The following is a 25,733-nucleotide window of genomic DNA, read 5'->3' on the forward strand; positions in this document are numbered from 1 at the left end:
GCGGCTTTGATCAATTGACGGATGGTTGCCGACTTATGGCTGCCGAGATTGTCCATGACGACAATGTCGCCTGGCTTGAGCACCGGGACCAACTGCTGCTCGACATAGGCGCGGAAACACTGGCCGTTCATCGGTCCGTCGAAGACACAGGGTGCTGTAAGCTGATCGTTTCTCAAAGCGCCCAGGAATGTCAGCGTGCGCCAGTGGCCATGCGGTGCAAATGCCCGCAGTCGCTTGCCTTTTGGACCCCAGCCTCTGATCGGCGACATGTTGGTCTTGATCCAGGTCTCATCAATGAAGACCAGCCGTTCGGGATCAAGGTGATTTTGCAGGGTCTTCCAGCGCTGTCTTTTGCGAGCGACGTCGGCACGAGCTTGCTCAAGGGCGAATAGTGTTTTTTTTGAAGCGCAGCCCTTCACTGCGAATGAATTCCCAGATCGTATTGTGCGAGACGGAAATACCCCGCTCGGTCAACGCCGCCTTCAGGCCATGGAGTGTCAGGTGTGGGTTCTCGGCGAGCCGTTGCACAATGATATCACGATGCGGTTCGAGTATCCGCTTGCGGTGGCCGCCCATCTTGCCGGGATGAACCGATCCGGTCGCACGATGGCGCTGGGACCATTTTACGACTGAAGATGCGGCAATTTCAAACCGCGTCGCCACTGAACGAACGCTTTCGCCACTCAGCACGGCGGCAATAACGCGCTCTCGAAGATCATTCGATATCGGTGCGGTCATCCAACGCTGGCCTCCATCCAGCCAGCATCAGTGAATCAGAACAAAACTGATTTGGGAAGCGCATTCGATTCAGAGAAAAACGGAAACGCTCTAGAAATCGACCCAACCGATCATTGGTCAATTGTTGCGCAAAACGCAAAGATGATTGCGCATATTGCGAACAGGTGTTTCCTGTTTCCCCTATCATGTTGTTCTCAATAAAAACAAAGGGGAGAAGACATTGAAACGCATAGTTCTATTGCTTGCAGCAAGCGTCGCCAGCTTTGCCAGCGTTCAGGCGCATGCCGCTGAAGGCGCAAACTGCAAGGCACCCAAATTCTCCGATGTCGGCTGGACCGACATAACTGCAACGACTGCGCTCGCTTCTCTGCTACTTGAAAAAGCCGGATACGAGCCGCAGACGACTATCCTTTCCGTGCCGGTCACCTTCCAGTCGTTGGAAAACGGGCAGATCGATATTTTTCTCGGGAACTGGATGCCGCTTCAGGAAGAAGCACGCAAACCCTATCTCGAAGGCAAGAAGATCGAGCAGGCTGGTGTCAACCTTGAAGGTGCGAAGATCGGTCTCGCTGCGACGGGCAAGGATCTCGGCATTAAGAACTATGCCGACATCGCAAAGTTCAAAGACCAGCTTGGTGGAAAGATTTACGGCATCGAGGCTGGTAGCAGCGCCAACGCCACGATCCAGTCTATGGTGGAGCAGGACAAGTTCGGCCTGAAGGATTTTCAGCTCGCAGAATCGAGCGAGCAGGCCATGCTCTCGCAGGTTCAAAATGCAGTGCGCAAGGATGAGCCCGTCGTGTTTTTCGGCTGGACGCCGCATCCGATGAATATTCGCTACAAGCTCACTTATCTGGAAAATGGTGAAAACCTGTTCGGACCGGATGATGGTGCTGCGACTGTCGAAACATTAACTCGCAAGGGCTATGCGACCGACTGTCCCAATGTCTCGCGCTTTCTGTCGAACCTGAAGTTCAGCACGGATATGGAAAGCACGATGATGAACATGATCCTGAACGACGGCATGGAAGCCAAGGATGCCGTCACGAAATGGATCAAGGAGAACCCGGCGCAGCTGGACGCATGGCTTGACGGCGTGACCACTTTCGACGGCAAGCCTGCGCTCGCAGAGGTGAAGTCGGGGCTGGGCCTTTAAGTAAGGTGCTTTTACTGCCGCAGCTTGCTCGGCGACTGACCGAAGTGCCGCTTGAAGGCGCGCGACAGCGAACTGATCGACGAAAAGCCGGTCTGTTCGGCCGTGTCCGCCATGGAAAGATGCGTGTCGAGGATCAGCCGCCGGGCTGCTTTCAGCCGAAGTGACAGATAGTAATTCCCCGGTGACTGCCCGATCACATTGGCGAACAGCAATTCAAGGCTGCGTGTCGAAAGGCCGAGTCTTCGGGCGATGCCCGACACGGGAATCGGGCGGTCGATATGGGTTTCCATGATTTTTATGGCGTCAGCCAGTCGCGGTTCGCGATTGAGCAAACGACCAAGAGACACCAGCGGCTGTGCATCGGAGGCCTGTTTCACCTCATCGTAGATATAGAGGCTCGCCACATCCAGCGCGATGGAATAGCCGTGACGGGCGCGAATGAGCGCCAGCATCATGTCGAGCGCCGGGGCAGCGCCTCCGGTTGTCAGAAAGGCTCCGTCCCGCACCCAGCGATCCGATTGCATTTCGACTTCCGGGAAGCGCTGTGAAAATGCTTCCATGTCTTCCCAGTGCGTCGTTGCCTTGCGTCCGTTGAGCAGTCCCGCCTTTGCCAGCACCCATGATCCGGCTTCCACACCCACGACGAGCTTCGATTGCTTGGCGGTCTGGCCCAGCATGGCGAGAAGCTTCGGTGTGGCATGTTCCAGCGCATGGAAGGCGCTGACAATGATGAGAATGTCCTGCGCGCCAGCCTCGAAACGGCCATTGGCCGCAACTTTGAGGCCGCTGGATGTGACGGGATCGCTGCCATCTGGTGACACCACCCGCCAGCGATAAAGTGAGCGTCCCGTCACGCGATTGGCGCCGCGCATCGGGTCGAGCGTTGCAGCCAGCGACATAAGCGAACAATCCGGCAGGACCAGCAAGGTAACGCTCAGTTCTTCGTCGGAGGGTTCAAAGATCATGCAATTCGCTCTTCGCCAAATAGATTTCGTAAAATGATAATCCCGGCATTTTGCGACCTGTCAAGCTCGGCGAAAATTGAGGGAAACGATCATGCCTTTAAAGCCCGCGCGCGAAATATTCATCACTGCCGCCGTTACCGGTGCCGGAGCCACCACGCATCGCTCGGACAAGGTGCCGATCACGCCGCGCCAGATCGCGGATGCGGCCATTGAAAGTGCGGAAGCAGGTGCCGCTATTGCGCATATTCATGTGCGCGATCCGGAAACGGGTGAACCTTCGCGCAAACTGGATTTTTTCCGCGAGGTTGTGGATCACATCCGGGCGTCCGATGTCGATATCGTACTGAATCTGACAGCAGGTGTCGGCGGCGATCTGGTCTTCGGCTCGCCGGAAGCCCCGCTGCCGCCGGATGCCGCCAAGACCGATATGGCGGGCGCGACGGAACGGCTTGCTCATGTCGCTGAACTCTTGCCGGAAATCTGCACGCTGGATTGCGGCACGATGAATTTCGGCGAAGGCGATTACGTGATGACCAACACGCCCGCCATGCTCAGGGAAATGGCTGGTCAGATACAGCGGCTTGGCGTGCGCCCGGAGATCGAGATTTTCGATACAGGTCACCTGCCGCTTGCCCAATGGCTGCAACAGCAGGGCTTGCTTGATGATCCCGTTCTGGTGCAATTATGCATGGGCATCCCATGGGGCGCGCCAGACGATCTGGCGACGCTGGTTTCCATCGTCCACAATCTGCCGGACAACTGGATTTTCTCGGCGTTTTCCATTGGTCGCAATCAGTTGCCTTATGCGGCGCTTGCCGTGCTGGCAGGCGGCAATATCCGCGTGGGGCTAGAAGACAATATCTGGCTCGACAAGGGCGTTCTGGCGTCGAATGGGGACCTGGTTGAACGGGCGAAAGCCATCGCCGTCAATATGGGTACAAAGGTTTTGACGCCTGTCGAAGTCCGCGAAAAACTCAAGCTTGCAAAGCGCTGGTGATATCCATGAACAGCCATCCTCCCAAGATTGCCTGTATCGGCAGCGGTGTCATCGGTAGCGGCTGGGCAGCACGCTTTCTGCTGAATGGTTTCGACGTTGCCGTTTATGATCCGTCGCCCGATGCAAAGGCGACGACCGAACACATTCTCGACAATGCGCGCAAGGCACTCGCGGCGCTGACCACCGTGCGCCTTCCGCAGGAGGGGCAACTGTCCTTTTCGGCCTCGTTGGCAGAGGCAGTTGCGGACGCAGCGCTTATTCAGGAAAGCGTGCCCGAGCGTCTCGACTTGAAACTTGCCGTGCTGGCGGAGATTGAAGCCGCTTGCGCAGACGATGCACTAATCGCGTCGTCCACCTCCGGCTTCCTTCCAAGCAAATTGCAGGCTGCGTTACGGCATCAGGAGCGCCTCTTGATCGCGCATCCCTACAATCCCGTTTACCTGTTGCCGCTGGTAGAACTTGTACCAGGAGGTGCGACTTCCGCATCGACGATTGAACGTGCGTCCATGCTCTACCGCCAGACCGGAATGGAGCCGGTCGTGCTTGAAAAGGAGATCGACGCTTTTGTTGGTGACCGGCTTCTGGAAGCGCTTTGGCGCGAGGCCTTGTGGCTCGTGCGTGATGGCATCGCCACGGTCGAGCAGATCGACGATATCATCCGCTATTCGTTCGGGCTTCGCTGGGCGCAGATGGGGCTGTTCCAGACCTATCGCATTGCCGGCGGTCCGGCAGGTATGCGGCACTTCCTCGCCCAGTTTGGGCCTGCGCTGCAATGGCCATGGACGAAACTGACAGATGTACCCGATCTCGATGACAGCCTTATCAACCGCATTGCGGACCAGTCGGACGCGCAGAATGAACGGCTTTCAATTCGCGACCTGGAGCGGATTCGCGACGAAAATCTGGTCGCGATCATCCGCGCTCTTGCGCATCAGCAAAACGGCAAGGGTTGGGGTGCGGGCGCGCTTCTCAATTCCTATACCGCACGGCTCGATGGGGCGGGCTCTTCCAAGGCAGGTTCCGGTCCGTTGCGTCTTCTGGATGCGCGGGTGATCCCGGAGTGGATTGACTATAACGGGCATATGACCGAGCATCGCTATCTTGATGTATTCGGCCAGGCGACGGACAGGTTTTTGGCACATATCGGTGTGGACGAGGCGTATCTGAAATCCGGTCATAGCTACTACACGGTCGAAACCCATATCATGCATCTTGGCGAGGCTAAGGCGGGCGATGCGCTGCATGTGGAAACGCAGTTGCTCTCCTTTGACGAAAAACGCGTGCATGTCTTTCATAGTCTGAGGCGTGACGATACGGAAATCGCCAGCGCCGAGCAGATGCTGCTGCATGTCGACAGCAAAGCGGGCAAGGCGGTCGCTGTGAAGGCCGGAATTCTGGCCGCATTGGAGGGGCTTTCTCATACACACTGTGAGATGCCGACGCCGATCGCTGTCGGGCGACATGTTGGAAGACGAGGTTGAACGACGTCTATAATTTTCAGTAAAATCAAGGTGCAGATCCACGATCGGCACCTTGATTTTTCTTGTACTTGACATTTAATCAATCGATTGATTAAATTAAGGTATGAGCAAAACGAAACATACAAGGCAAGAGCCCCCATCGCCCTCGGTCGATCAGACGCGAGCGGCGCTGATCCATGCGGCTTTACAACTGTTTGGTTCGAAGGGTTTCGACGCCACATCTACCCGCGAGATCGCCGGTTTGGCCAAGGCGAATATCGGTTCCATTGCCTACCATTTCGGCGGCAAGGAAGGTCTGCGACTGGCGGCGGCAGACTATATTGTCGAAACGATACAGGGCATTGCAGGGCAGGCGCTCGGGCACCACGGTGTGATCAGTGCACCTGCCGAAACGAAGGAAACGGCCCGTCAGCAGCTTGGTCTGGCGCTGGAGCGGATGACGCATTTCATCGTCGCGCAGCCACAGTCTGGAGAGATTGTCCAGTTTCTCTTGCGTGAACTGGCGCATCCGACGGCAGCTCTCGACCGCATTTATTCAGGTGTTTTCGAGCCAACGCACAAGAGGCTCTGTGCCATCTGGGAAGTAGCGACGGGCGAACCTGCCGAGAGCGAGGCCACGCGGCTTCTCGTCTTCACTCTGCTCGGACAGATCGTTTATTTCCGCATTGGCCGGGAGGCGGTGAAACGGCGCATGGGCTGGTCCACGATGGGCGCGGAAGAGGCGGCGGCTGTCGCGGCAATTGCACGCCAGAATCTCATGGCTATTCTTGCAGCGAAGGACACCGCCAAAAACGGCGAGGTGTTGGCATGAGCGTTCTCTGTATTATTCCTTTCGCTTCTTATCTCTTCGCCGCATGCAGTGCGCAGCCCCTTGCCGTTGGTTATGTTGAGGGTGAATTTGTGCAGCTTGCGCCGCTGGAAGTCGCGCAGGTCCACTCCGTTGCAGTCAGGCGCGGAGATCGTGTCGAGCCGGGCAAGCCGATAGCAAAGACGGAAGATGCGGACGCAAAGATCGCCGTCGCGCAGGCCGAGGCTGCATTGGCGCAGGCACGCGCGCAACTGGCGGACTTGCAGGTTGGCAAACGTCCCGATGAAATTGCAGTTCTGGAAGCCACCGTAAGGACGGCTAAAGCACAGGCAGACGATGCCCAGCGAACGCTTTTGCGCACGCAAGACCTGACGAAACGCGGAGTGATGACGCAGGCGCAACTTGACGACGCGGCCACCAAGGTTGAAGTGGCTGAGGCCTCGATCAATCAGGCCACAGCCAATCTGGCGGTCGGTCGATTGCCCGCGCGCCCTGAAGAAATCAAGGCGGCGGAAAATGCCGTCAAGAGTGCTGAAGCGCAGCTTGATTCCGCACGCTGGCATCTGACCAAGCGAACGATTGAAGCACCCGCCCCGGGCCGGATCACCGATGTCATCCGCAATCCGGGCGATATCGCCGGGCCGTCTGCACCGGTTTTGACGATGCTACCCGATGGCGCGGTCAAGTTGAAAGTCTACATACCGGAAAACAAATTCTCGGCGGTGCAGGTGGGCGATACGCTGTCCGTGCGCTGCGATGGTTGCGCGCCCGGCCTGCAAGCCCGGGTGAGTTATGTCTCCCCCGATCCCGAGTTCACGCCTCCCGTCATCTACTCGCTCGAAACGCGCCAGAAGCTTGTCTATCTCGTCGAGGCGCACCCGGTCGATCCTGCATCGCCTCTGCAGCCCGGTCAGATCGTGGATGTCGATCTGGCTGCCCGATAGGCGGAGGCGGCAATGGTGAACGCTATCGATGTCAAAGGTCTCGTCAAGCGGTTCGGCGACGCTACGGTCGTCGATCATGTGAGCATGTCGGTGGCCGAGGGTGAGATTGTCGGCTTTCTGGGGCCGAATGGTTCAGGCAAGACGACTACGATCCGCATAATGTGCGGACTGCTGACACCCGACGAGGGTGAAGGCAAGGTGCTTGGTTTCGATCTTCGTACCGAAGGGCTGAAGATCAAGCGTGAAGTCGGCTACATGACGCAGCGCTTTTCATTCTATGAAGACCTGACAATTGCCGAGAACCTTGAATTCGTTGCACGTCTCTACCGGTTGAAGCCGGTGACGGAGCATGTGGCACGGACACTTGAGGAACTGGGCCTGACATCTCGTGGAGACCAGCTGGCGGGCACGCTTTCCGGCGGCTGGAAACAGCGGTTGGCACTGGCAGCATGTATCATGCACAAGCCAAAGCTTCTGTTGCTGGATGAACCAACTGCCGGGGTTGATCCGAAGGCGCGGCGCGACTTCTGGGACGAGATACATCGCCTCGCGGATGGCGGGCTGACTGTGCTCGTTTCAACCCATTACATGGATGAAGCCGAACGCTGCCACCGCATCAGCTATATTTCCTATGGCAAGTTATTGGCGACGGGAACAGTCCGGGACGTTATCGATAAGGCAGGGCTGACGACCTTCATCGTCAACGGTCCGAGGCTCGGCGAAGTGGCGCGTGAACTGGAGGGCGAGCCGGGTGTCGAGCAGGTTGCGCCTTTCGGTGCGACGCTCCATGTCGTGGGGTCCGACAGGGCGAAGCTTGAGGCAGCTCTGGAAAAGATCAGGCACCGCGAGGGCATTACTGTCGAGGCGGGTGAAACCAGCCTTGAGGATGTGTTCATCCAGTTCATGGCCAATGCCCAGGACAATATGTCCAAAGGCAAAAACTCAGGGAGCAGCAAACAATGAGCGGCTGGTTCTCGTTCGAGCGTCTTGGCGCGATGCTGGTGAAGGAATTCATCCAGATGCGGCGTGACCGCATCACCTTTGCCATGATGCTGGTCGTTCCATTGATGCAGTTGCTGCTCTTCGGCTTTGCCATCAACAATGATCCGAAGAGCCTGCCGAGCGCTTTGGTTGTGACCAGCCAAGATCATTATACGCGCGCCATGATTTCCGCTCTTGAAACCACAGGCTATTACCGTTTCGACCATGTGGTGCAAAGTGCGGCAGAAGCCGAGACGTTGATTGCCGATGGCACGGTTTCCTTCGTGGTGACGATCCCGTCGGATTTCGCAAGGCGTGTCGATGCCGGCGAACAGCCGCAAATTCTGATCGAGGCCGATGCGACCGACCCGTCGGTGGCAAGCGGCGCCATTTCAACGCTTGGAACTGTCGCAAGTCAGGCGCTCCTGCGTGAACAGGGTAAGCAGGCCGAAGCCGCAGATGCCGCGCGAAGCCAGCTACAGGTCATCGTGCATCGGCGTTACAACCCGGAAGGTGTGTCGCAATACAATATCGTTCCCGGCCTGCTGGGCGTCATCTTGCAAATGACGATGGTGATGATGACGGCCATGGCACTGACCCGTGAGACCGAACGCGGCACGATGGAAAACCTGCTTGCCATGCCCGCCACGCCAGCCGAAATCATGCTGGGCAAGGTCCTGCCATTTCTGGTCGTCGGCGGCGTGCAGGTTGTGGTCGTGCTGGTCGCGGCAAAGCTTCTGTTCGGCGTGCCCTTTGTGGGATCGCTGGCACTTCTACTGACCTGCGTGCTGATCTTCGTCCTGTCGCTGGTCCTGCTCGGCTACACGATCTCGACAGCTTCGCGCACGCAGATGCAGGCCATGCAGCTCACTTTTTTCTTCTTCCTGCCGTCTCTGATGCTGTCCGGCTTCATGTTTCCGTTTCGGGGTATGCCCGATTGGGCGCAGGCGCTGGGCGAGATTTTTCCGCTCACGCATTTTCTGCGGATCGTCCGCGCAGTCATGCTTAAGGGCGCCCACCTTTCCGACATTGCCGGAGAGGTGAACGCCCTCATATTTTTCGTGTTCCTGTTTGCGTCGCTGGCGCTTCTGCGGTTCAGGAGAACGTTGGATTAGCAGGCTGATGGAGCCAGTGCTGTTTTTGGGCGGCGGGACAGTGTGAACAACAGTCCTGCCGCTGCCAGCAGGCCACCTGCGACCGGAATGGCTGCATAGCCATAGCCTGCGCTGATGACGCCGCCACCAAGGGCCGCGCCCACGGCATTGCCGAGGTTGAACGCACCGATATTGATCGACGATGCCAGCCCAGGTGCTTCCGATGCAGCCTGCATCACGCGGGTCTGAACCGGAGGAACGATGGCGAAAGCCGCCGCACCCCAGGCGAGCAAGCCGATTGCCGCACCGGTATGGCTTCCCAGCAGGAACGGCAATGCCAGACTGATGATGGCAAGCGCTGCGAGAAATATCCGCGTTGCACCATTGAGAGACCAGTCTGCGAGGCGTCCGCCGAGTGCGTTGCCGATAGTGAAGCCCACGCCGATAAGAATAAGCGCCAGTGTCACGAAGCCTTCCGAAGCTCCGGTAAGGTCGGTCAGTACAGGTGCTACGTAGGTGTAGAGCGTGAACATGGCGCCAGCGCCCATGACGGTTGTTGCGAGCGACATCAGCACGGTCGGGCGCATCAGGACGCCAAGCTCACGACGGATGTCGGGCATCTTGCCTGCTTCGCCGCGCGGCAGCGAAAGCCAGAGCGCGGTGATGGCGACCAGACCCAGAACAGCGGTACCGGCAAATGACATGCGCCAGCCGATCTGCTGACCGATCCAGGTTGCAGCCGGTACGCCACCGATATTAGCAATTGTCAGACCCATGAACATGGTGGCAACGGCGCTTGCCCGCTTTTCAGGAGGCACGACGCTGGCTGCAACAATGGAACCGAGGCCGAAAAATGCACCGTGATTGAGGCTCGTTACCAGGCGCGCTGCAAGCAGCGTCCAGTAATCCGGTGCGAGAGCCGACAGGATGTTGCCGAGTGTGAAAATGCCCATCAGCAGCATCAGTGCCGTGCGTTTGCCGAACCGTCCGAAGGCAAGTGTCATGATCGGTGCGCCGACCATGACGCCGATGGCATAGGCGCTGACCAGAAGACCGGCCGTCGGAATGGAAACGTCAATGCCGTCGGCAATGACCGGCAGCAGACCCATAGGTGCAAATTCCGTAGTGCCAATACCAAATGCACCGATTGCAAGCGCCAGAAGCGGCCAGTTGAAACCGGCCGTCTTCGTCGCGCTGTCGTGAGACGTCATCGTGCTCATCATAGCCTCCGTTATTTGTCCCAGACCGGGGCCAGACCTTCGGGGCTGACCAGTCGTCCATTGGGGCGAGCGAGTTTGGAGATCGCCGTCATGTCTTCTACGCTGAGCTCAAAGTCGAATATGTCGAAGTTTTCAGCGACACGCTCGGGCTTGGCTGTCTTGGAAAGTGCGATGAAGCCGCGTTCAATCAGCCAGCGTAGACCCACCTGAGCGGCAGTCTTGCCGTATCGGGCGCCAATGGCCTGCAAGATGGGGTCGCGCGGCACTGCGCCATCAGCCATGCCGTAATAGGCGGTGATGGCAATGCCTGCTGCCTTTGCGGCCTCTGCTACGGCATTCTGGTCGAGATAAGGATGGACTTCGATCTGGTTGGTGACGATGGGTGCTGCACTGCGAAGAATAGACTCTTTCATTTGCGCGACATTCTGATTGCTCACGCCAATGAAGCGCGTCTTGCCTGCCGTTTGCACTGCGTTCAGCATGTCAATCTGATCGGCAATAGCCACCTTGTCGGCAGGCCAGTGCACAAGCAGGAGGTCGACCTGATCCACTTTCAGCTTGTCGAGGCTTTCGTCGACGGATGCGCCGAATTTTTCGGCATTATAATTATCGACCCAGACTTTCGTGGTGAGGAACAGGTCCTCGCGTCGTGGGCCTGCTTTTTCCAGTGCGCGCCCGAGAGCAGCCTCGTTCTGGTAGATCTGCGCCGTGTCGAAATGGCGGAAGCCGGCTTCCAACGCCGCTGGAACAACGTTTTCCACTTCCGCATCCGTCATGCGGAAAACACCGAAGCCGAGCGCGGGTATGGCCGCGCCGTGTGCGTTCACGATTTTCATATTATCTCCTGTTGACCGGCCTTCGGCGTTTCGCGTGAGGAGCGCGAACTTGGGAGGCTCATGCTTCGGGCCGTCATTTTGTTGATCCTGTACCAAACAGCTTTCGGTCAGGTTTGATTTCGTGAAGCAGAAATAGGATAATCTCGTGGGCTTGAAAATCCGCTCGGAATCCACATTATCGGTGAAACTGTTTCACAGATGGAGCGGGCGATGGATAATCGCGTTGGCGAAATGCAGGTCTTTTTGCGGGTGGTGGAAACAGGCAGTTTCTCCGAAGCGGCCCGTCTTCTGCGCATGAATCCTTCGACCATCAGCAAGCTCATATCCCGTATCGAAGCAAGGCTCGGCGTGCGGCTTCTGGAGCGCACTTCCCGCCGCCTGTCGCTGACGACCGAAGGACAGATTTATTATGAGCGTAGTCAGGGGCTGCTGCACGATTTCGAAGAAGTCGAACGCGAACTTTCGCAGGGTTCTGCAAGCACGGGCGGTACGGTTCGCGTCAATGCATCGGTGGCATTGGGCACGCTGGCGCTGGAGCCTTTGTTGCCAGAATTTCTGTCGGCCTATCCGAATATCGTGATTGACCTGTCCCTGTCGGATGAGCTGGTTGACCTTTATCTTGACCGCACCGACGTGGCTTTCCGCATCGGCACCTTGCCCAATTCCAGCATGATGGCGCGCAAGCTGGGTACGGCCCGTCGCAAGATCGTGGCGGCCCCCGCCTATCTGGAACGTTGCGGGACGCCGTTGACCATAGACGATCTTGCCGATCACAATTGCATTGGTTTCAATTTTCGCCGCGCAGCACCCGTCTGGCCGCTGAAGGAAAGCGGTCGCATCGTGGATCGCGCGGTCTACGGTTCGCTGCTGGCCAATAATGGGGAGACGGTCCGGCGCATGGCAGTCGCGGGGCTGGGGCTCGCCCGGATCGGCGATTATCATGCGCGGAACGACCTCGCCTCTGGCGCATTGGTGGAGGTTCTGGCCGAGGCGGTGGAGAACGACATTGAGGAAGTACACGCCGTGTTTCTTGGCGGTGCGCGATTGCCGCAACGGGTCCGTGTCTTCCTTGATTTTGTAGTGCCGCGTCTGCAGGCCTATCTGGTGGCTTAGTGGGACCGTTTTGCTCGAATCATTGGCAATGATCCCCGGAAACGTCGAATTTCCGGAGTAAAACGTGCGCTTCATCCAAAATAATTAGCTTGCCGATAGCTTAACGATTTCAGCTTGTTGCTGATGCGCACCCCCATGTTCACGGGTTAGTGCTCCGCTTTTGTGTTGACTATTAACACTCCGTTAACCACAGTTTGTTGCAATATGTTACAAAGCGTTACAAATTTGGTGCTAGAACGAGGTGTGGATTGAGCAAAAACCGGCAGACCAGACAGCAATCCTTGCAGGCAAGGGGGAGGTCTGCCGTGGCTGACATGACGTCATTCTGGGGGCTGATGCGCGCCTATTGGGTTTCCGACCGCTGGAAGGAAGCCTGGGTTCTCACCATCGCAATCTTCCTGATGACGGCGTTCGTGAGCAAGACCACCGTATGGGTAGCTGAGGCCTCGGGCCTGCTCATGAATTCCATTGTTAACGTCAACACTGCGCCTGTTCAGCATCCTCTCATAACCATTGCCGCCAATGCAGGCATTCTTGTTCTGCTGATGCTGGCAAAGGATGTGATGCTGGTCGGTTCCCGCCATTTCCTGTCCACCACGTTGCATCGCAAATGGCGCAAATGGCTGAACGACCAGTTTTCCACTGCGCTTTTGAACGGCAAGCATACGCATTTCCATCTGCAACAGGGCAGGGGCAAGGATCAGCCGGACAATATCGATCAGCGCCTGCAGGAATCGATCAAGGGCATGACCGGCGGCGCCATCGGCCTCGTCATGGGCATTGTCGGTGTGTTCCTGTCTGCTTTCTTCATTGGCCAGAAGCTGATTGAAATGTCCACCCACGTGGAGGGACTGGATTTCCTCGGAAGCTATGGCAGCGCCGTTCTGGCCTTTGCTGCAATCGTGATCTATGTCCCGCTCGGAACGCTGGTCGCGATCAAGATCGGCAAGCGCCTGGAGCGCCTCAATCTCGGCATCCAGAAGGCCGAAGGTTCCTATCGTGGCGAGTGGACGACGCTGCTGCGGCGCAGTTTCCAGATTTCTGCATCCGGCGGTGAAGCCGTCCAGCGGTCGGTCAATGATCGTCTCTACAAGGATGTCGATGGCACTTGGAATCGGCTTAACCGTTTCGATGCTGCCTATCTCGCCTTTTCGCAAGCCTATGGTTTTCTGTCGAACCGTATCGTTGCCTATATTCCGGGCCTTCTGCCCTATATGAGCGGTTCCGTCAGTTTCCGGAACTATGTAACGGGCGCGGAACTCGTCGCAGCAATGATCAACGATTGTTCGTGGTTCATTCAGGTGATGCCGGCGATTGCCAATCTGCGCGCCAATGCGGGCCGCGTGATCGGTCTCGCGCAGGCCATCGAGAATGTTCAGGACCCGACGGAATTCTATAGCCGCTCAGGCATCAACCGCTTCGCTTTCGCCGAACAGCATCCGCGTTTCGGCCTGTCGGTACGCAATCTCACTCTCATGCAGGGACCGGATAGCGAAGCACCGTTCCTGCGCTCTGGCGTGATCAATATTCGTTCAGGCGACTGGGTCTATATGCGCGGTGAATCCGGTTCAGGCAAAACTTCCTTCGTAAAGGCGCTGAACGGCCTGTGGCCATATGGCACCGGCGATATCATCTATCCGCAGAATGCCACCTCGCTTTATGCGACCCAGGAGGCCAAGTTCCCCTCCGTCTCCTTGAAGCAGCTTGTCAGCCTGCCCGCCGATGAGAGCCTGTTCAGCGATCTCGCTGTTGCTGCCGTCCTGCATGAGGCGGGGCTGGGTGAATTTATTGAGCGTATGAATGACACCGATGCCGATGGCACGCCTTGGGATATGATTCTTTCCGGCGGCCAGAAGCAGAAGATCGTGCTGGCGCGCATTCTCTTGCACAAGCCGTCGATTATCTTCCTCGACGAGGCAACCGGTGCCCTCGATCCGGCTTCCAAGATGCGGTTCCATGAGGCGCTGAAGACGCGCTGCCCGCAAGCCATCGTCATCAGCATCATGCATGAAGACAAGCTACCGCGGCTCGAAAACGGCCAGAATGTCTATTCGCATGTGCTGGACATCCGCAACGGCTATGTCTCGCTGCGTCCGGTCCACTTCGATACAATGCCGGATGCGGCTGCTGAAACGCCCCTTATCGCCGCCGAATAAAGCCTGTCTCCTCACTCGAAACACCGTAGGGTTGCAAAAGTCCAAATTTGGACTATATTCTGATCTGGACGATCGGAGGCTGTTATGGTCAGAAACAATACGGTGTTGAAGACAATGATAGGCAAGGGGCCTGATGTTCTCGACGCGGCTCGTTTTTCTCCTCATTCCCGCAAGCGGTTGAGTGGGCCGGGTCTGCGTACATTTCTGACCATTGCTGATCTGTGGGGGCTGGACGAGCAGCAGCGGCTCATGGTGCTGGGTCTGCCTTCCAGATCAACCTATTACAACTGGGTGAAGGCGGTGCGCGAGCGTCGCGATATCACGCTGGATGTGGACGTGCTGATGCGCTTGTCCGCCGTGCTTGGCATTCATCAGGCGCTGGGCGTGCTTTATTCCGATGAAAAGGCCGGTATCCGCTGGTTGCATACGCCCAATCAGTCCGGCGTCTTTGGCGGGCATCCACCGTTGCGGCTTGTGACAAGCGGCTTGCAGGATGGCTTGCTGACCGTCCGCCGGTTTCTGGATGCGGCGCGCGGCGGCCTTTATATGGAGCCCAACGAACTGGATCGCGAGTTCCAGCCCTATCGCGATGAAGACGTGGTGTTCTCGTGAAGCGCAATCCCGCTCCATGGCCAAGCTATCGCCTGATCCCGTCGCGGTTCCCGCCGATTGGTCTTTTTGACACGGTTGCCACTGCTGCCGATCTCGAAGCCGTAATGGAACTGGCAGGCTGGACGAATGACCGTCTTCTGAGTGAACGACTGCAGCGCCTTCCGCACGAGGAATGGGTGTTTGGCAGACCCAATTCCAGCATCGTCATGGCGACGTTTCTGCATGTGGCACCGGGCGGTATGCGCTTCAATGGTCCTGAGCTTGGTGCCTGGTATGCGGCGGCGCGGCTGACCACATCCGTCGTCGAGGTTGCGCACCACATGCGTCGCGAAACCGTTGCAACACAACAGGACGGTCTGGCCCGTACCTTTCGGGTTTATACGGCGAAGCTGGAGGAAGATTTCGTCGATATATGCGGTGAACAGGCAGCATTGCCTGCCATCTACGATCCGACTGATTATGCCGCTTCACAGGCGTTCGGCGAGGAAATGCGCAAGGACGGTGAGTTTGGAATTCTGTTCGACAGTTTGCGCCACGAAGGCGGCATCAACGCGGTTGCGTTTAGTCCGAGCCGTATCGCTGAGGTAACGCAGGGCGATCACTATCAGATCACGGTTGAAAGAGCCTCTTCGCGCATTCAGGCGAAAAAACTTAGAGCATGATTCCGAAAAGTGGGAACCGGTTTTCGGATAGAATCATGCTTAAACAAAAGCTTAGAGCGGGATAACGATTCAACTTAAAATCATCACGCTCTAATAGCTGAAAAGGCAGGCGTTGCCACCTGCCTCATTTCATCCGGTTATGACCAGCCATATTCCTCATCAAGATTCTGAAATTTCTTCAGGTCAACGATGTCGCAATACTGCTGATAGGTGATCATATCGCCAGCGCGCGCCTTCGGCGTACCGTCACGCTTGAGGGCTGACAGCGTGTCGCCCACCGCCTTCACTGCCGAAAACAGCGTTGAAAGTGCATAGAACACTACGTTGAAGCCCATCTGTTCGAGGTCGGCGGCCGTCAGCGCCACGGTTTCGTTGCCGTCGACAATGCTGACGACCTTCGGTCCCTCGACGTGGCGGGCAACGGCTTCCACTTCCGCGATGGTCTTGATGCCATCGACGAAAACAAGATCGACACCCGTATCCTGATACATTTTCGCGCGACGAATGGCTTCTTCTGCTCCGGCTGCAGGCATGGCATCGGTGCGGGCGATCAGGAGCAGGTCCTTTTCGGCGCGCGCCGCAATCGCGCATTTTAGGCGACGCACATTTTCTTCGGCGGGGATCAGCCGGATACCGGCAAGCTGACCACAGCGTTTCGGCGCCATCTGGTCTTCCAGATGAATGGCGGCGACGCCGGACTGAATATATTCCTCCACCGTACGAACGATATTGGCCGGGCCGCCGTAGCCAGTATCGGCATCGGCGATGACCGGAATATCCACCACGCGGGTCATATCCCGCGCATGGGTTGTCATTTCGGTCTGTGTGAGAAGACCAAGATCAGGTGTGCCGAGGCGGCTCGCCGTCGCGCCGAACCCGGTCATGTAGATGGCCGGAAACCCTGCCTGCTGCACGATGCGGGCGGTCAGCGGATCGGGCGCACCCGGCGCCTGAATGATACGACCGGTTTTGATGAGGTTTTTCAGGGCCTTTGCCTGCGTCATCGTCGTCTCCTTATCGTCCGCCTGAAACATCAAGCACAACACCGGTAATATAGGCAGCTCCCGGCGACAGCAGCCAGATGGCTGCGTCTGCAACTTCATCGGCAGTTCCAAGCCGCTTCAAGGGAATGAGCTCGGCCATCTTCGCGATATTGGCCGGATCGGCAAAGACGTCCTTCTGGATTTCTGTGTCGATCACGCCGGGCGCCAGCGCATTGACACGGATTTCCGGCGCAAGCTCCTTGGCAAGCGCGTATGTGTAGGAAGCGATTGCTCCCTTGGTGGTCGCATAGGCGATATTGCCGACCATGCCGCCGGTACGACCGGCGATGGAAGACAGGCCGACAACCGATTTATTCGGCTTCTTGCCCAGATTGTTGAGAAAAGCGCTGGAAACGTAGAACACGCTTTTCAGATTAACGGCCAGAACCCGATCCAGCTCGTCCGCATCGAATTCCTTGACGGTCATGCGCTGACCGATAATGCCCGCATTATTGACCAGGTGGTCGATGCCACCCCATTTCGTGGTGAGGTTGTGCGCTGCGCGATCAACCGCGGCCTTGTCAGAGACATCCACAATTGCTGTCAGAACCTGTTCGCCGTGCTTGTCAGCAATTTCCTGCAGGCGAGCGCCGTTCACATCCCAAAGCACTACCTTGGCATTGAGCGCGATAAGCTTTTCAGCAACGGCTTTGCCGATACCTGACGCACCGCCGGTGACAAGCACCACCCGGTCTGCAAAAAAATCGGTCGGAAACGCTGTTGAAGCGTTGTTTTTCGTCATGAAATCTTCCTCCTCGAAGGCGAGCGCTGTTACGCGCCCATGGGTCGCCGAAGGGAATCCGCAGTCGCAACCGTTCGGCGATAGTGGCTTTAAAAGCCATGTACGGGCACTTCTGTCAATCTAGGGTACAAGATTTTGTATGCTACTTGTAAAGTAGTTGTTTGCACGCTAATCATTGCGGTGGGAGTGAGACGATAACGGCCGGACCAGTGCTCGTAGCCTGTCCGTGATCGGGATTGCCTGTCTGTTGGAAGTGAGCCGGAATGGCCCTGGTTCCATTTCCGCTGATAAAGCTCTAAACGGGAGTGCGCATCATCGTGTGACAGCTCCCGCATAGATCACTGCATGCCGCTCATGCCGGAACGTGAGCGGAGACCTGGGAGGACATCGTGGTCAATTCCACTCTGAGTGCAGTCGGTGCAACACCCGACCTGCGCGACAGCACTATTCGCAAGCTTAATCTGCGGATCGTTCTGTTCTGCTTCATCTGCTTCATCGTCAACTATCTCGACCGCGTGAATATCGGCTACGCCGCGCTTCACATGAACAATGATATCGGCCTGACGCCATATATGTTCGGCATCGGTGCGGGTATTTTCTTCATTGGCTACATGCTGTTCGAAGTGCCGAGCAACATGATGTTGCACAAGCTCGGCTCGCGCGTCTGGATTGCGCGCATCATGGTTACGTGGGGGATCGTGTCCTGCGCCATGGCCTTCGTGCAGGGCCCGGTTTCATTCTACATCCTGCGCTTTCTGCTCGGCGTGGCAGAAGCCGGTTTTGCGCCGGGCGTTCTACTTTATCTCACCTATTGGTTCCCGGCCAAGGAACGTGGTCGCGCAACGGCCCTGTTCATGACGGCAACGGTACTTTCAATCGTTGTGGGTGCACCGTTCTCCGGCTGGCTGATGGATGCAGGCGAGGGGCTTTTCGGCCTGCATGGCTGGCAGGCGATGTTCATTCTTGAAGGGTTGCCCGCAGTGATCCTCGGTGTCGTGACCTTCTTCTATCTGGTCGACAGTCCAGAAAAGGACAAGCGTTGGCTGACTGCCGACGAACGCGCATGGCTGATGGCCGAACTTGCCAAGGAAAACGAGGGCAAACAGGCCGATACCCGTCACTCGCTGAAAGAGGTTTTCAGTGATTATCGCGTCTGGCTTCTGACGCTGGTCTATATGTTCAACGGTATCGCTGTTTACGGCGTGATCATGTGGTTGCCGCAGATCGTGAAGAGCCTTGGCGACTATACCGCAGCTCAGACCGGGCTCATTTCGGCCATTCCGTTCGTGTTTGCCGCGATCGGACTTGTCGTGATTTCGCGCAGTTCGGATCGTACCGGCGAGCGCAAGATTCACACCGCGATTGCTGGTCTGTTCGGCGGTATCTTCCTTGCTGCCAGTGCGCTGTCTCCGTCGCCGATCCTGAGCCTGGTGCTCCTGTCGGTCTGCGCGTTCTTCCTGTGGTCTTACCTTGGCGTGTTCTGGACACTGCCGACGCAGTTCCTGTCCGGCGCCGCTGCCGCTGGCGGACTTGCGGCCATCAATGGCTTTGCACAGCTTGGCGGGTTCACCGGGCCCTATCTGGTTGGCTGGGTCAAATCCACGACCGACAGCTTCTCGCTGTCGCTGCTGGCATTGTCGATATTCCCGATCCTGGGCTTTTTCCTCTGCATGAGCCTGAAAGCCAAACGGGACTAATCGGAACGACGGGCCTGGTCTTCGGTCGGGCCCGTTATCGTTGACGAGTGTAATTTGAATGCGGTTTGAACCGCTCTATACGTCGCAATAAGGCGTCTGTAAGATTCGGACATGAGAGAGATTCGAGGTAAGAGCAAGAAGTCGCTGGCAAGCAGCATCGCGGAACGTATTCGCGGTGCCATTGTCGATGCAGAGTTTCAGTTCGGAGAAAACCTCTCTGAAGACATGCTCGCTGCGGCTTTCGATGTCAGTCGCACGCCGGTGCGCGAGGCACTCAACATCCTGCAGATGCAGGAACTGGTTCACATCGTTCCGAAGTCCGGCACCTATGTTTTCACGCCGACGCAGGAAGACATAGCGGAACTTTGCGATTTCCGTGTGGGGCTGGAAGATCAGGCCATGCGACTGGCGCTGATCGGCAATCGCAAGAAGCTCGTCTCTCAACTGAAAAAGCAATATGATCTTATGCGTGTGGCTATAGATGAGAATGATCTGCGCGCTTACGGGCGTTGCGACACGGAGTTCCATCTGGCCTTTTTCCGCGTCTGCGGCAACCGCTATCTCGCGCGCGCTTATGACAGCATTCTGGGGCGTGTCGCAGCCTTGCGGACACATCTTGCCATCGGTGCCGAAGGCGAGCCGGCGCGATCCTTCGCCGACCATGCCACTATCATCGAGTTGGCCGATGCGGACAAGCCCGAGGAACTGCGGGAAATACTGGAGGCACACATCATGCGCACCAAGACCAACTACCTGAACGCTTTCAACCGGCTGCCCCGTCAGCCCGGCGACAGCCGCACGATGCGGCTACGCCGACAGTTGTCGCTGACGAACGAGTAACAACCTTTCAGGTCAGATGGCCCACTCCAAATCTGTGGTAAAGGCAATCGTCAGCCAACGGTTCGGCCCTTCACCGCCAAGCGCATCGCCGATCTCGTCGCGCAATGCGTCCCATTCCTCGAGCTTTCGTGGCGGAAGATCGGGCGGAACGATGAAATAGAGTTCGATCTGCTTGCCGCGACCGACCTTTGCGACATAAGCGCGGTATGACAGAAAGCTGTTCCGTTTGACGAACTCTTCTGCAACCGCATCGACATGTTGTTTGAGATCAACGGGCGTAACCAGGAATATGTCGGCCAGTGCCTGTCTGATCGTGCCGATTGGCATGGGAATGATGACAAGACAAACGACCGCGAGAACTGCCGGATCGATATAGGGCGTCAGCCAGCCGAGTTCCGTTCCTTCGATGGCATAGCCGACCGAAAAGGCTATCAGAAGTGCCGCGGTTATGCCGCCGGACATGATCCAGGCTTTAGCATCAAGTGCGACGAAATCTGATTTTAAGGTTCGGTTCGCACGCATTTCCAAGAGTGCCATACCCAGGCAGGCAATCAGGGCAACGACTGCATAGAAAATGGCGTAGCTGAATTCGAGATCGCGTCCGCCATCCATCAGGCTGCCGACTGCGTTGATGAGCGCGTAGATCGCAACGCCGGTGAGCATCATGCCGTTGAGGCCGAGAACCATCGGTTCGAGATGCCAGAAGCCCATTGTGAAGCGATCACGCAACTTTCCGCGCGGCTGTTCCGGCAAGGCGGAAAGGGCGATGAGACGCGAGACGAGGAGGGCGAGCCCGCTCATCGCAGCGTCGGCCAACATGTAAACGCCATCGAATACGATAGAAAATGAGCCGGATAACAGGCCGAAAACGACGCCGAATCCAGCAACCAGAATAGTAACCGCTATGGAAATTTGAAGAATAGATTGTTCACTACGCAATTTTTACTCCGATATAAACCGCATGCAACGCGGTTTGGTTTCGGAAGCGTATTTCTACGTGTTGAACCAATTCCGCGTTGCACGACAAATCTACACCAGTGGCCTGAATCTGACAAATCGCGTCAAATCTTGAATATTACTAGGCCCATTCCGGCACGCGGGTTGCTGATTCCCGCAGGATCAGTTCGACCGGCCATAATTCATGGATGTCAGTTGCCGCACGCCCGTCGAGTATATCCATCAAGAGATCGGCACAGCGTTTCCCCGCAGCGCGCATCGATGAGCGGGTTGCGGTCAAGGACGGCACCATATTGTCGGCGCTCAGGAACGAAATGACGTCATCATGAGCGATGACGGAGATATCCTTGCAGATGGTCAGGCCGAAGGAGCGCGCGGCCCGATATATGCCAAGCGCAGTCATCATAGAGCCGGCAACAAACGCGGTCGGGCGCGGATCGCGCTCCAGAAGTTTGCGCGCGAGGCGATAGCCGATCTCGTCCGTGAAGTCGCCGTGCTCGACAAGTTCCGGATCGAAGGCAATCCCCCTGCTTTCGAGAGCTTTCCGGTAGCCTTCGTCGCGATGGAGCGAAAAGGTGAAGCCGTAGCGACCGTTTATCATTGCAATGCGACGATGACCTAGGTCGAGCAGGTGGGCGGTTGAACGATAAACCGCGCCTTCATTGTCTATGTCGAGCCATGCATGCGGGATATCGGTTTCAGATCGTCCGTGCACGAGGAATGGCATGCCCAGTTCGTGCAGCATGCGGATACGCTCGTCATTGGGCTTTGGAGAGGTAACAATGATCGCATCGACGCGATGGCTTGTGGCCAGACGTCGACAGAGCTGCACCTCGTCATCAGTTCCGTTGTTGGCAATCGGGCTGACGAGAATATCGACTTCATCCTGACTGAGCCGTTCTGCCATGCCGCGCATGAACTCGGCGAAGTGAAACTCGCTGTTGCGGCCCATCACGACACCAATTGCACCGGCACGACCGGTAACCAGTCTGACCGCGTTGACATTGGGTCGGTAACCGAGGCGCACAGCCTCGTCCATGACACGCTTGCGCGTGCTTTCCGCCACTTCGGGATAGCCGCTCAACGCCCGGCTGACGGTCGTGGCTGAGAGGCCGAGTTGTTTGGCGAATTCACGGAGCTTCATTTGGCTTTCGAATTATTCAGGCAGGCAAGGCAGCGGATTATAGCTGCTTCCTTGCGATTAACAATTGATCGGTTGAGTTCTTTGAACCGGTGCAACATTTAGGGTGCACGAAATCCAAACCGATTTCAAGTTTGTTTAAACTTTCGTTCTGAAACATTTGAAAGGCCGAGAACTTGGAGTACTAATCAACAACGAGATGCAGCGATAAGCTATTGAAATACTGCCATTATAGAACTGACATTGGATGAAGTGAAGTGCGGTGCTGAATCTGCAGCTTGACAGAAATGCGGTCCTCTGCAACCTTTTCGCTATCCAAACCGTTTTCGATTTTATCAAACCGCTTACAGAATGGATGGGAGGAGGGAACAATGAAGGCGTTTCAGGGTGTGCTCGCAGCCTGCGTGGCATTTGGTATGGCGACGGTGAGCGCTCATGCGGTGGAGATTTCCATCGCGGCCAATTCAACGGGCAATAATATCAAGTTTCTGCAGGAGCAGATCGTCAAGTTCGAGAAGGATACTGGCAACAAGGTCAACATCGTATCGATGCCGCCATCAAGCAGCGAGCAGTTCAGCCAGTATCGTCTGTGGCTTGCAGCCGGTAACGCCGACATCGACGTCTACCAGACAGATGTGGTCTGGGCGCCGCAGCTGTCTGAACAGTTCGTTGATCTGACGGAAGCTACCAAGGATGTCACCGGAGCGCATTTCCCGTCCATCATTGCGTCGCAGACCGTGAATGGAAAGCTGGTTGCGCTTCCATTCTATACTGACGCTCCGGCACTTTTCTATCGCAAGGATCTCCTCGAAAAATACAATAAGCAGGTTCCGAAGACTTGGGACGAGATGACGGCGACCGCCAAGGAAATCATGGATAAGGAGCGGGCCGAGGGAAAGTCCGATCTCTGGGGCTTCGTGTTTCAGGGCAACGCTTATGAAGGCCTGACCTGCAATGCGCTTGAATGGGTCAAATCGTCGGGTGGCGGCCAGATTGTTGAAGCCGACGGCACGATTTCCATCAACAATGAAAAGGCTGCGGCGGCAATTGACCGCGCCAAGGGCTGGATCGGTTCGATTTCTCCACAAGGCGCACTTGCCTATCAGGAAGAGGAATCGCGCGGCGTCTGGCAGACCGGCAATGCTGTCTTCATGCGCAACTGGCCTTATGCCTATGCGCTTGGCAACAACGCCGATAGCGGCGTGAAGGGTAAATTCGAGGTTGCGCCATTGCCTTCCGGCGCGGAAGGTGATGCGCCATCCTCGACACTTGGCGGCTGGAATCTTGCCGTTTCCAAATATTCCACCAAGCAGGATGCTGCCATCGCGCTGGTGAAATATCTGGCTTCGCCGGAAGTGCAGAAGGTGCAGGCGGTCCAGATTTCGCGCCTGCCAACCATTGAAGCACTTTACGACGACAAGGATATCATTGCAGCGCAGCCATTCATGGCCAACTGGAAGCCGATCTTCCAGAATGCAGTGCCACGCCCGTCAGCTGCGACGAAGGTGAAATACAACGAAGTGTCGTCGAAATTCTGGACTGCCGTACACAAGACGCTCTCGGGCAACGGTACGGCTGCGGAGAATCTCGAAATGCTTGAGGTCGAGCTGACTGAGCTGGAAGGCTCCGGCTGGTAGGGACCGATCAAGCTGCGTTCGGGTTGTCCTCCCAAGCCCCCCGAAAAGGGCAACCCGAACGCTCCAGTTTCTCTGAGCAGGACCAAGAGTGGGATCATGACGGAGACTTCTCTCGAAATGTCGGGGAGCTCGGCCACAAAAAGCCGGGTTCACTCCGATCTGCGCGCGCAGCGTATCCGGTCGGCATGGATGTTTCTCGCACCCACGCTGATCGTGCTGGCGCTGGTGGCTGGCTGGCCGCTGCTGCGGACCATCTATTTCAGTTTCACCAATGCATCTCTGACGAGTCTGGGCGCTGCTGAATTCGTCGGTTTCAACAACTATCTGTCGTGGGTGACGCTCAAGAGCGGGCGCACCGTCTATCGTGGTCTTCTGGCCGACCCCGCCTGGTGGGGTGCGGTCTGGAACACGATCAGGTTCACTGTTCTGTCGGTCAGTTTGGAAACGATCTTTGGATTGATTGTGGCTCTGGTATTGAACGCGAATTTCCGGGGGCGCGGACTTGTGCGCGCCGCAATCCTGATCCCGTGGGCAATCCCGACGATTGTTTCGGCCAAGATGTGGGGCTGGATGCTCAATGATCAGTTCGGCATCCTCAATCATATTTTGCTCAATCTCGGCTTCATCAGCCAGAAGATCGCCTGGACGGCCAATCCCGACACCGCGATGGTCGCGATCCTGATTGTCGATGTCTGGAAGACCACGCCCTTCATGGCGCTTCTTATTCTGGCCGGTCTGCAAATGGTGCCATCGGACATTTACGAAGCTGCGAAGATCGATGGTGTGCACCCGGTCAAGGTGTTCTGGCGGGTGACGTTGCCGTTGATCCGTCCGGCGCTGATGGTGGCGATCATCTTCCGTATGCTGGATGCCTTGCGCATCTTCGACCTGATCTATGTGCTGACGCCGAATAACGCGCAGACCAAGACCATGTCGGTTTTCGCGCGCGAAAACCTTTTCGATTTCGACAAGTTTGCCTATGGCGCGGCAGCATCGACGATGCTGTTCCTCATCATAGCGGCGATTACCGTGCTCTACATGTTCTTCGGGCGCGTCCATGTCGGCGGCAGGGGAGAGTAGCATGATGCAATATGTGAAAACCCTCGGCTTCTACCTGCTGGTGGCACTGATCATTTTGATCGCCGTGTTCCCCTTCTATTATGCGATCATTACCAGTCTCAAATCCGGGACGGCGTTGTTTCAGGTCGATTACTGGCCAAGCAGTTTTTCGCTTGAAAACTATGCCGGTGTTCTCACGCAGGGCAGCTTCCTTCGCAGTCTCGGCAATTCGCTGCTGGTGGCGACCGTGGTGGTGGCGATCTCGCTGTTGCTTGCGGTGACTGCGGCCTATGCGCTCGCGCGTGTGAGTTTCCGTGGTCGCGGATTGCTACTGCTCACCATTCTTTCGGTGTCCATGTTTCCGCAGATCGCCGTTCTGGCGGGTCTGTTCGAGTTGATCCGTTTTCTCGGTATCTTCAACACACCGCTGGCGCTGATCTTCTCCTATATGATCTTCACGCTGCCTTTCACGGTCTGGGTCCTCACCACCTTCATGCGCGATCTGCCGATCGAGATCGAGGAAGCGGCGATCGTGGACGGTGCATCGCCATGGGTCATCATCACGCGAGTTTTCATGCCGCTCATGTGGCCGGCGCTGGTGACGACCGGACTGCTCGCTTTCATCTCTGCGTGGAACGAGTTCCTGTTCGCGCTCACCTTCACCTCTTCGGGCAGCCAGCGCACCGTGCCTGTTGCTATCGCGCTTCTGTCCGGCAGCAGTCAGTTTGAAATCCCCTGGGGCAACATCATGGCGGCTTCCGTCGTCGTGACGGTTCCCCTCGTCATCCTCGTGCTCATCTTCCAGCGGCGGATCGTATCCGGTCTGACGGCAGGCGGCGTAAAGGGTTAGGTAC

At 56.9% G+C, this 25,733-nt stretch carries 23 protein-coding genes and 1 pseudogene; 16 read left to right on the top strand and 8 right to left on the bottom strand.

What is annotated here, in order from left to right:
• Nucleotides 1–738 (bottom strand): annotated as a pseudogene (locus tag AAE521_RS19150) (IS630 family transposase); the annotation flags it as partial.
• 220 nt (nucleotides 739–958) lie between these two features.
• On the opposite strand from AAE521_RS19150, the gene choX reads away from it, so the two are divergent.
• Complete coding sequence (gene choX / locus AAE521_RS19155; RefSeq protein WP_071630417.1) at nucleotides 959–1,894, top strand: choline ABC transporter substrate-binding protein; 936 nt, start codon at nucleotides 959–961, stop codon at nucleotides 1,892–1,894.
• An 11-nt stretch (nucleotides 1,895–1,905) separates the two neighbouring features.
• Here the strand turns inward: choX and AAE521_RS19160 are convergent, their stop codons facing one another.
• The gene (locus AAE521_RS19160) at nucleotides 1,906–2,859 is read right to left on the bottom strand and encodes a GlxA family transcriptional regulator (protein ID WP_071630418.1); all 954 of its coding nucleotides are present in this window, start codon (nucleotides 2,857–2,859) and stop codon (nucleotides 1,906–1,908) included.
• A gap of 91 nt (nucleotides 2,860–2,950) precedes the next feature.
• Here AAE521_RS19160 and AAE521_RS19165 point away from each other — a divergent pair, with 91 nt between their 5' ends.
• The 6 genes from AAE521_RS19165 (at nucleotide 2,951) to AAE521_RS19190 (ending at nucleotide 9,185) form a co-directional block, all read left to right on the top strand.
• Nucleotides 2,951–3,856: a beta-keto acid cleavage family enzyme gene (locus AAE521_RS19165; protein ID WP_071630419.1), complete on the top strand. Its 906-nt coding sequence runs from the start codon at nucleotides 2,951–2,953 to the stop codon at nucleotides 3,854–3,856.
• A 5-nt stretch (nucleotides 3,857–3,861) separates the two neighbouring features.
• Nucleotides 3,862–5,337 (top strand): carnitine 3-dehydrogenase, encoded by a 1,476-nt coding sequence (locus tag AAE521_RS19170; RefSeq protein ID WP_071630420.1) that lies wholly within the window; start codon nucleotides 3,862–3,864, stop codon nucleotides 5,335–5,337.
• A gap of 103 nt (nucleotides 5,338–5,440) precedes the next feature.
• Nucleotides 5,441–6,148 (top strand): DUF1956 domain-containing protein, encoded by a 708-nt coding sequence (locus AAE521_RS19175; protein WP_071630421.1) that lies wholly within the window; start codon nucleotides 5,441–5,443, stop codon nucleotides 6,146–6,148.
• The gene (locus AAE521_RS19180) at nucleotides 6,145–7,089 is read left to right on the top strand and encodes an HlyD family secretion protein (protein ID WP_071630422.1); all 945 of its coding nucleotides are present in this window, start codon (nucleotides 6,145–6,147) and stop codon (nucleotides 7,087–7,089) included. Before AAE521_RS19175 ends, AAE521_RS19180 begins: the two co-directional genes overlap by 4 nt.
• Nucleotides 7,090–7,101: 12 nt before the next feature.
• Entirely contained in the window at nucleotides 7,102–8,052 is a 951-nt protein-coding gene (locus AAE521_RS19185; RefSeq protein ID WP_342062168.1) for an ABC transporter ATP-binding protein, read from the top strand.
• A complete protein-coding gene (locus tag AAE521_RS19190) occupies nucleotides 8,049–9,185 on the top strand; it encodes an ABC transporter permease (RefSeq protein ID WP_071630423.1) in 1,137 nt (378 codons plus the stop codon). Before AAE521_RS19185 ends, AAE521_RS19190 begins: the two co-directional genes overlap by 4 nt.
• On the opposite strand, the gene AAE521_RS19195 is transcribed toward AAE521_RS19190, so the two are convergent.
• Nucleotides 9,182–10,384, bottom strand: coding sequence for an MFS transporter (locus tag AAE521_RS19195; protein ID WP_071630424.1), 1,203 nt, complete (start codon nucleotides 10,382–10,384; stop codon nucleotides 9,182–9,184). The two genes, AAE521_RS19190 and AAE521_RS19195, sit on opposite strands and share 4 nt — an antisense overlap.
• Nucleotides 10,385–10,395: 11 nt before the next feature.
• Nucleotides 10,396–11,220, bottom strand: a complete 825-nt coding sequence (locus tag AAE521_RS19200; RefSeq protein WP_342062169.1) for an aldo/keto reductase — start codon at nucleotides 11,218–11,220, stop codon at nucleotides 10,396–10,398.
• A gap of 210 nt (nucleotides 11,221–11,430) precedes the next feature.
• On the opposite strand from AAE521_RS19200, the gene AAE521_RS19205 reads away from it, so the two are divergent.
• The 4 genes from AAE521_RS19205 to AAE521_RS19220 all read left to right on the top strand — a co-directional run bounded on the left by AAE521_RS19205 (nucleotide 11,431) and on the right by AAE521_RS19220 (nucleotide 15,763).
• On the top strand, nucleotides 11,431–12,333 hold the full coding sequence (locus AAE521_RS19205; protein ID WP_071630426.1) for a LysR family transcriptional regulator: 903 nt from the start codon (nucleotides 11,431–11,433) through the stop codon (nucleotides 12,331–12,333).
• Between the two features lie 305 nt (nucleotides 12,334–12,638).
• Nucleotides 12,639–14,489: an ABC transporter ATP-binding protein/permease gene (locus tag AAE521_RS19210; protein ID WP_071630427.1), complete on the top strand. Its 1,851-nt coding sequence runs from the start codon at nucleotides 12,639–12,641 to the stop codon at nucleotides 14,487–14,489.
• 84 nt (nucleotides 14,490–14,573) lie between these two features.
• Nucleotides 14,574–15,101, top strand: a complete 528-nt coding sequence (locus AAE521_RS19215) for an MbcA/ParS/Xre antitoxin family protein (protein ID WP_071630428.1) — start codon at nucleotides 14,574–14,576, stop codon at nucleotides 15,099–15,101.
• Nucleotides 15,098–15,763 (top strand): RES family NAD+ phosphorylase, encoded by a 666-nt coding sequence (locus AAE521_RS19220; protein WP_342062170.1) that lies wholly within the window; start codon nucleotides 15,098–15,100, stop codon nucleotides 15,761–15,763. The genes AAE521_RS19215 and AAE521_RS19220 overlap by 4 nt, the downstream gene beginning before the upstream one ends.
• Before the next feature lie 137 nt (nucleotides 15,764–15,900).
• Here AAE521_RS19220 and AAE521_RS19225 read toward each other — a convergent pair whose 3' ends face one another.
• Nucleotides 15,901–16,767: an isocitrate lyase/PEP mutase family protein gene (locus tag AAE521_RS19225; protein ID WP_342062171.1), complete on the bottom strand. Its 867-nt coding sequence runs from the start codon at nucleotides 16,765–16,767 to the stop codon at nucleotides 15,901–15,903.
• 10 nt (nucleotides 16,768–16,777) lie between these two features.
• The gene (locus tag AAE521_RS19230) at nucleotides 16,778–17,548 is read right to left on the bottom strand and encodes an SDR family NAD(P)-dependent oxidoreductase (protein ID WP_342062172.1); all 771 of its coding nucleotides are present in this window, start codon (nucleotides 17,546–17,548) and stop codon (nucleotides 16,778–16,780) included.
• Nucleotides 17,549–17,937: 389 nt separating this feature from the next.
• Between AAE521_RS19230 and AAE521_RS19235 the strand changes: the two genes are divergently transcribed.
• Both AAE521_RS19235 and AAE521_RS19240 read left to right on the top strand, forming a co-directional pair.
• Nucleotides 17,938–19,245, top strand: a complete 1,308-nt coding sequence (locus AAE521_RS19235; protein WP_071630431.1) for an MFS transporter — start codon at nucleotides 17,938–17,940, stop codon at nucleotides 19,243–19,245.
• A 111-nt stretch (nucleotides 19,246–19,356) separates the two neighbouring features.
• Entirely contained in the window at nucleotides 19,357–20,085 is a 729-nt protein-coding gene (locus tag AAE521_RS19240) for a GntR family transcriptional regulator (RefSeq protein WP_342062173.1), read from the top strand.
• A 12-nt stretch (nucleotides 20,086–20,097) separates the two neighbouring features.
• On the opposite strand, the gene AAE521_RS19245 is transcribed toward AAE521_RS19240, so the two are convergent.
• Both AAE521_RS19245 and AAE521_RS19250 read right to left on the bottom strand, forming a co-directional pair.
• Nucleotides 20,098–21,024 (bottom strand): cation diffusion facilitator family transporter, encoded by a 927-nt coding sequence (locus AAE521_RS19245; RefSeq protein ID WP_071630433.1) that lies wholly within the window; start codon nucleotides 21,022–21,024, stop codon nucleotides 20,098–20,100.
• Between the two features lie 139 nt (nucleotides 21,025–21,163).
• Entirely contained in the window at nucleotides 21,164–22,186 is a 1,023-nt protein-coding gene (locus AAE521_RS19250; RefSeq protein ID WP_071630434.1) for a substrate-binding domain-containing protein, read from the bottom strand.
• Nucleotides 22,187–22,554: 368 nt separating this feature from the next.
• On the opposite strand from AAE521_RS19250, the gene AAE521_RS19255 reads away from it, so the two are divergent.
• The 3 genes from AAE521_RS19255 (at nucleotide 22,555) to AAE521_RS19265 (ending at nucleotide 25,729) form a co-directional block, all read left to right on the top strand.
• Nucleotides 22,555–23,820, top strand: a complete 1,266-nt coding sequence (locus AAE521_RS19255; protein WP_071630435.1) for an ABC transporter substrate-binding protein — start codon at nucleotides 22,555–22,557, stop codon at nucleotides 23,818–23,820.
• 96 nt (nucleotides 23,821–23,916) lie between these two features.
• Nucleotides 23,917–24,900, top strand: coding sequence for a carbohydrate ABC transporter permease (locus tag AAE521_RS19260; protein ID WP_342062174.1), 984 nt, complete (start codon nucleotides 23,917–23,919; stop codon nucleotides 24,898–24,900).
• A gap of 1 nt (nucleotide 24,901) precedes the next feature.
• Nucleotides 24,902–25,729 (top strand): carbohydrate ABC transporter permease, encoded by an 828-nt coding sequence (locus tag AAE521_RS19265; RefSeq protein ID WP_071630437.1) that lies wholly within the window; start codon nucleotides 24,902–24,904, stop codon nucleotides 25,727–25,729.
• Nucleotides 25,730–25,733 lie beyond the last annotated feature (4 nt).

It is taken from the genome of Brucella cytisi, assembly GCF_038433355.1.
Lineage (GTDB): Bacteria > Pseudomonadota > Alphaproteobacteria > Rhizobiales > Rhizobiaceae > Brucella > Brucella cytisi.

Excerpts from the sequence above, each read along its gene's own strand:
- AAE521_RS19160 (WP_071630418.1), bottom strand. The coding sequence starts at position 2,859 with ATGATCTTTGAACCCTCCGACGAAGAACTGAGCGTTACCTTGCTGGTC.
- AAE521_RS19165 (WP_071630419.1), top strand. The coding sequence starts at position 2,951 with ATGCCTTTAAAGCCCGCGCGCGAAATATTCATCACTGCCGCCGTTACC.
- AAE521_RS19170 (WP_071630420.1), top strand. The coding sequence starts at position 3,862 with ATGAACAGCCATCCTCCCAAGATTGCCTGTATCGGCAGCGGTGTCATC.
- AAE521_RS19175 (WP_071630421.1), top strand. The coding sequence starts at position 5,441 with ATGAGCAAAACGAAACATACAAGGCAAGAGCCCCCATCGCCCTCGGTC.
- AAE521_RS19180 (WP_071630422.1), top strand. The coding sequence starts at position 6,145 with ATGAGCGTTCTCTGTATTATTCCTTTCGCTTCTTATCTCTTCGCCGCA.
- AAE521_RS19185 (WP_342062168.1), top strand. The coding sequence starts at position 7,102 with ATGGTGAACGCTATCGATGTCAAAGGTCTCGTCAAGCGGTTCGGCGAC.
- AAE521_RS19190 (WP_071630423.1), top strand. The coding sequence starts at position 8,049 with ATGAGCGGCTGGTTCTCGTTCGAGCGTCTTGGCGCGATGCTGGTGAAG.
- AAE521_RS19195 (WP_071630424.1), bottom strand. The coding sequence starts at position 10,384 with ATGAGCACGATGACGTCTCACGACAGCGCGACGAAGACGGCCGGTTTC.
- AAE521_RS19200 (WP_342062169.1), bottom strand. The coding sequence starts at position 11,220 with ATGAAAATCGTGAACGCACACGGCGCGGCCATACCCGCGCTCGGCTTC.
- AAE521_RS19205 (WP_071630426.1), top strand. The coding sequence starts at position 11,431 with ATGGATAATCGCGTTGGCGAAATGCAGGTCTTTTTGCGGGTGGTGGAA.
- AAE521_RS19215 (WP_071630428.1), top strand. The coding sequence starts at position 14,574 with ATGGTCAGAAACAATACGGTGTTGAAGACAATGATAGGCAAGGGGCCT.
- AAE521_RS19225 (WP_342062171.1), bottom strand. The coding sequence starts at position 16,767 with ATGACGCAGGCAAAGGCCCTGAAAAACCTCATCAAAACCGGTCGTATC.
- AAE521_RS19230 (WP_342062172.1), bottom strand. The coding sequence starts at position 17,548 with ATGACGAAAAACAACGCTTCAACAGCGTTTCCGACCGATTTTTTTGCA.
- AAE521_RS19240 (WP_342062173.1), top strand. The coding sequence starts at position 19,357 with ATGAGAGAGATTCGAGGTAAGAGCAAGAAGTCGCTGGCAAGCAGCATC.
- AAE521_RS19250 (WP_071630434.1), bottom strand. The coding sequence starts at position 22,186 with ATGAAGCTCCGTGAATTCGCCAAACAACTCGGCCTCTCAGCCACGACC.
- AAE521_RS19255 (WP_071630435.1), top strand. The coding sequence starts at position 22,555 with ATGAAGGCGTTTCAGGGTGTGCTCGCAGCCTGCGTGGCATTTGGTATG.
- AAE521_RS19260 (WP_342062174.1), top strand. The coding sequence starts at position 23,917 with ATGACGGAGACTTCTCTCGAAATGTCGGGGAGCTCGGCCACAAAAAGC.
- AAE521_RS19265 (WP_071630437.1), top strand. The coding sequence starts at position 24,902 with ATGATGCAATATGTGAAAACCCTCGGCTTCTACCTGCTGGTGGCACTG.